Consider the following 3,793-nt stretch of genomic DNA (forward strand, 5'->3'; position numbering starts at 1 on the left):
TGTCTCACCCGCGGCTTTTAACCCCCCCCCAGTTGTGGTCCCCGGGCGGGGGGTGTGCCCCCGGGGGGGTGTGGGGGGGCGGGTTTGGGGTGGGGGGGGCCCCGGCCGGGGGGGCCCCCCCGCCCCCGGACCCCCAGCAAGGAGCACACCCGTGGCCCCCGCCCTCTTCGGCCTCCAACCGTCCCCCAACGAGGACGAGTTCGTCTTCCGCCTCGACGACGAGGAGAGGATCCGCCAGGCCCGCGCCATCCTCGCCGGGACCGAGACCACCGAAGTCCACGTCCAGGGACGCGTCGTCGCCGAGACCGCCGACCACAACCCGGAGTGGAACTTCCACCTGGAGCCCGCCAGCATCACCTTCTTCGCCACGGCCGACGACGACTGCGACGCGACCGGGCACTACGTCGCCACCCAGCTCGACTCCATCGGCGAGGAGGGCTTCCTGCCCGACAAGATCTGGGCCCCCGCACGTTCGAGGATCACCCGCGAGATCGGCGCCTGAACACGTTCTCCGAGCACCTCACCCCGCCGGGAACACCGGCTCGCAGCCGGCCAGTTCGCAGCTGGCCTCCCACAGCCAGGCCGCGGTGGCCGGGTCGGCCAGGTGCTCCCACAGCGGCTCCGGCCTCGGCTCGCCGCGCAGCCCGAACACCCGCGGGCTCCACAGCACCGGGCCACCGCGCACTCCCGCGTCCAGCACGGCCCGTACCGCCGGCCAGGCGGCGGCGTCCTTGCCCTGGACGACCAGGCCCAGCGGCAGGCGGCTCAGCCGCTCGCCGGCGGTGCGCTCGTGCAGCGGCGGGCGGGCGGGGGTGAGGGCGTCGAGCGCGCCGCCCGGGTGCGTCAGGACGCTCAGCGTGCTGCTCCCGGCGGCGCGCAGGCGGCGGTCGAGCTCGACGGCGAACAGCATCTGGGCCAGCTTGGAGCGGGCGTAGGCGCGCTTGGGCTTGTAGTCGCGGGCGCTCTGGAGGTCGGCGAGGTCCAGGCGTTCGGACTTGGCGGCGAAGCTGCCGGTGGTCACGATCCGGCTGCCGGGGGTGGCCAGCAGCAGCGGGGCCAGGCGGGCGGTGAGCGCGAAGTGGCCCAGGTGGTTGGTGGCGAACATCAGCTCGTGGCCGTTCGCGGCGGTGCGGCGCGGCGGGTCGTCGAGGGCGATGCCCGCGTTGAGGACGACCGCGTCCAGGCGCTCCAGTTGCAGCGCCCCCGCGGACGCCTCGATCGAGGCCGGGTCGGCCAGGTCCAGCGGCAGGTGGCGCAGCCTCGCGCCGGGCACCCGCGCGCCGATGGACGTCATCGCGGCCAGGGCCCTGCCCCGGTCGCGGCTGCCCAGGACGACGCCCGCCCCGGTGGCGGCCAGCTGCTCGGCGACGAAGTAGCCGATGCCCGCGTTGGCGCCGGTGACCAGGACGGTCCTCCCCTCGGCGCGGGGCAGCCGGTGGACGTCCCACGGCGGGCTCTGGAGTGCGGAGTCGGGCATCGGCATCGGGTGGCTCCCTGGGAGGTGCGGCGGGCCGGGGCGCGTCGATCACGCCCCGGCCCCGAGGCTCCCGCGGGCCGCTCACACCTCACCGGCAGGGCGCTGTCCCCGCTGCCGGACGGCTGTCGCCACCGCGTACGGACGGCTGTCGCCACCACGTACGGACGGCCGTCGCCACCACGCTCCGGGGTGCTCAGTCGACGCAGAACTCGTTGCCCTCGACGTCCAGCATCGGGATGCACGAGTCGTGGCCGTCGTACAGCACCTGCACCTGCGTGGCGCCCAGGGCCTCCAGCCGCGCGGCCTCGGCCTTGAGCACGGCCAGGCGCTCCTCGCCGACCAGCCCGGTGCCCACCCGCACGTCCAGGTGCACCCGGTTCTTGACGGTCCTGCCCTCCGGCACGCGCTGGAAGTACAGCCGCGGACCCGCCCCCGAGGGGTCGGTGCACGCCGACCAGGAACCCCGCTCCTCCGCGGACCGGGAGGCCTCGTACGCGTCCCAGGAGGCGAACCCCTTCGGCGCTGCCATGACGTACCCCAGCACCTCGCACCAGAAGCGGGCGACGCGCGCGGGCTCCGCGCAGTCGAAGGTCACCTGGAACTGCTTGATCGCTGACATCCGGGCACCGTAGCAGGGGACGCAGAGGCGCTTCACGGATTATCGGCCGTCACGGTCCAGTCCGCGGACGGGCCGGTGCCCCCGGGCCGGGCGCCCAGACCGCCCTCCCGGGTCTCCGTCAGGTAGAGGTCGTTGTCGTTGAGGTCCGACTCGGAGCGGACCCGGGACCGGCCGCCGTCCGCCACGCTCCACGCCGCCTCGGTCGCACGGCACTGGCCGTAGCGGATGCTCCAGTTGTCACCGATCGCCACACACCCCCAGGTGCCCTTCTCCGGGTCGAGCGCCGCCACGTTCACCGCCGCGCCGACCGCCCGCAGCTCCCACCGCTGCCCGGGCGCCGCCGCGTCGCACGGCTCCAGCCGCACCTGGGTGGTGCCCGGGACGTGGTGCAGACAGGTGCCGGTACGGGCGTTGCGCAGGCTGTACGTCACCGGCTGCTCCGCGGCGCGGGCGGCGGGGGACAGGGACAGGGACAGTACGGCGGCGAGGGCGGCTGCGGCCGCCGCGCGCCGGGGGCGAACGGGCATGGGGTGGCTCTCCGTTGAGATGTGGTGCAGCGCTCAACGACCGACGCACGGTCAGGAAACGAACCATCCCGGGCCCGAGGAGTTCACGGACCCAGGGGGCCCTGGACCTGCTGGACCTCCCGTGCCTCCCGGGTGAACGCGGCGGTGTGGTCGGCGGCCCACTGGCCGAACGTGCGCGGCGCCCGCCCGAGGACGTCGGCGACCGTGGAGGTGATGTGGGCGGGCCGGCCGAGCGCGGCGTTCCACGCGGCGAGCAGCATGTCGACGGCCGGCGCGGGCACGTCCTTCGACAGGCTCCGGAACTCCTGCGGCGTCATCTCCTCGAAGGCGATCCGGCGCCCCAGGGCGTCACCGATGGCACCCACCTGCGCGGCCTGGGTCAGCGACTCGGGGCCGGTGAGGACGTAGTCGCCCCCGGCGTGCCCGTCCTGATGGAGCGTGCGCGCCGCGACGGCCGCGACATCGCGCTCGTCGACGGGCGCGGTCTCGGCGGCGCCGTAGGGCCAGCGGACGACCTCGCCCGCCCGGATCGCCGGGGCCCACCAGGCCAGCGCGTTCGAGGCGAGCATCCCGGGCCGGATGACCGTCGACTCGACCCCGGTGGCCGCGAGGAGGCGTTCGAGGTCGGCGTGCATCGCCGCCACGGGATTGGGCTGCTGGAAGAAGGGGTGCGGCGTCCGGTGCGGGGAGGTGAGCAGGACGACCCGCCGCACGCGCGCCGCCAGCCGCTCGACGACCGCCCCGGCGGTGGCGGGCGGGGCGGTCCACAGGAGGAAGACCGCCCCGGCGCCGTCCAGCGCCGGGTCCAGCGACTCGGGCACGGTGAGGTCGCCGGTGAAGACCTCGACCCCGGCCGGCAGGTCCGCCGCCGCCTGGGCGCGACGGGCGAGGGCGCGCACCGGCACGCCCGCGTCGAGGAGGTGGTCGACGACGAGGCGCCCGATCCGGCCGGTGGCTCCGGTGACGAGGACGGGGGGAAGGCCTGGCTGCGGGTTCATACCGCCATGAAAACATTACTGAGTTAAGAAGGCAACCCAGTTAAGGAATGCTGGGAGTCGCGTGCCGCTCGGGTGCGGGGCGGTGGGGGGGGGTGGGGGGGCGGGGGGGGGGGACGCCGCCCCGCGCCGCCGCGGGGGGGCGGCCCCGGGCCCCGCGCCCACGCCCCCCCCG

General features: G+C 75.5%; 5 protein-coding genes. 1 reads left to right on the forward strand and 4 read right to left on the reverse strand.

Going from position 1 to position 3,793, the window contains the following annotated elements:
• Positions 1–151 precede the first annotated feature (151 nt).
• Positions 152–502 carry a calmodulin gene (locus ACFV8H_RS17185; protein WP_380400529.1) on the forward strand — a complete coding sequence of 117 codons (351 nt, stop codon included), beginning with the start codon at positions 152–154 and terminating at the stop codon, positions 500–502.
• Between the two features lie 18 nt (positions 503–520).
• Here ACFV8H_RS17185 and ACFV8H_RS17190 read toward each other — a convergent pair whose 3' ends face one another.
• The 4 genes from ACFV8H_RS17190 to ACFV8H_RS17205 form a co-directional block, all read right to left on the reverse strand.
• Positions 521–1,483, reverse strand: a complete 963-nt coding sequence (locus tag ACFV8H_RS17190; RefSeq protein ID WP_380400531.1) for an SDR family NAD(P)-dependent oxidoreductase — start codon at positions 1,481–1,483, stop codon at positions 521–523.
• A 187-nt stretch (positions 1,484–1,670) separates the two neighbouring features.
• Positions 1,671–2,096 (reverse strand): VOC family protein, encoded by a 426-nt coding sequence (locus tag ACFV8H_RS17195; protein ID WP_380400533.1) that lies wholly within the window; start codon positions 2,094–2,096, stop codon positions 1,671–1,673.
• Positions 2,097–2,128: 32 nt separating this feature from the next.
• On the reverse strand, positions 2,129–2,623 hold the full coding sequence (locus ACFV8H_RS17200) for a hypothetical protein (RefSeq protein ID WP_380400535.1): 495 nt from the start codon (positions 2,621–2,623) through the stop codon (positions 2,129–2,131).
• An 83-nt stretch (positions 2,624–2,706) separates the two neighbouring features.
• Positions 2,707–3,621 carry an NAD(P)H-binding protein gene (locus ACFV8H_RS17205; RefSeq protein ID WP_380400537.1) on the reverse strand — a complete coding sequence of 305 codons (915 nt, stop codon included), beginning with the start codon at positions 3,619–3,621 and terminating at the stop codon, positions 2,707–2,709.
• Positions 3,622–3,793: the final 172 nt, after the last annotated feature.

Source organism: Kitasatospora sp. NPDC059827, assembly GCF_042731675.1.
Classification (GTDB): domain Bacteria; phylum Actinomycetota; class Actinomycetes; order Streptomycetales; family Streptomycetaceae; genus Kitasatospora.

Bases quoted from the DNA above. Each gene is read 5' to 3' on its own strand.
- ACFV8H_RS17190 (WP_380400531.1), bottom strand. From the start codon at position 1,483: ATGCCGATGCCCGACTCCGCACTCCAGAGCCCGCCGTGGGACGTCCAC.
- ACFV8H_RS17195 (WP_380400533.1), bottom strand. From the start codon at position 2,096: ATGTCAGCGATCAAGCAGTTCCAGGTGACCTTCGACTGCGCGGAGCCC.
- ACFV8H_RS17200 (WP_380400535.1), bottom strand. From the start codon at position 2,623: ATGCCCGTTCGCCCCCGGCGCGCGGCGGCCGCAGCCGCCCTCGCCGCC.
- ACFV8H_RS17205 (WP_380400537.1), bottom strand. From the start codon at position 3,621: ATGAACCCGCAGCCAGGCCTTCCCCCCGTCCTCGTCACCGGAGCCACC.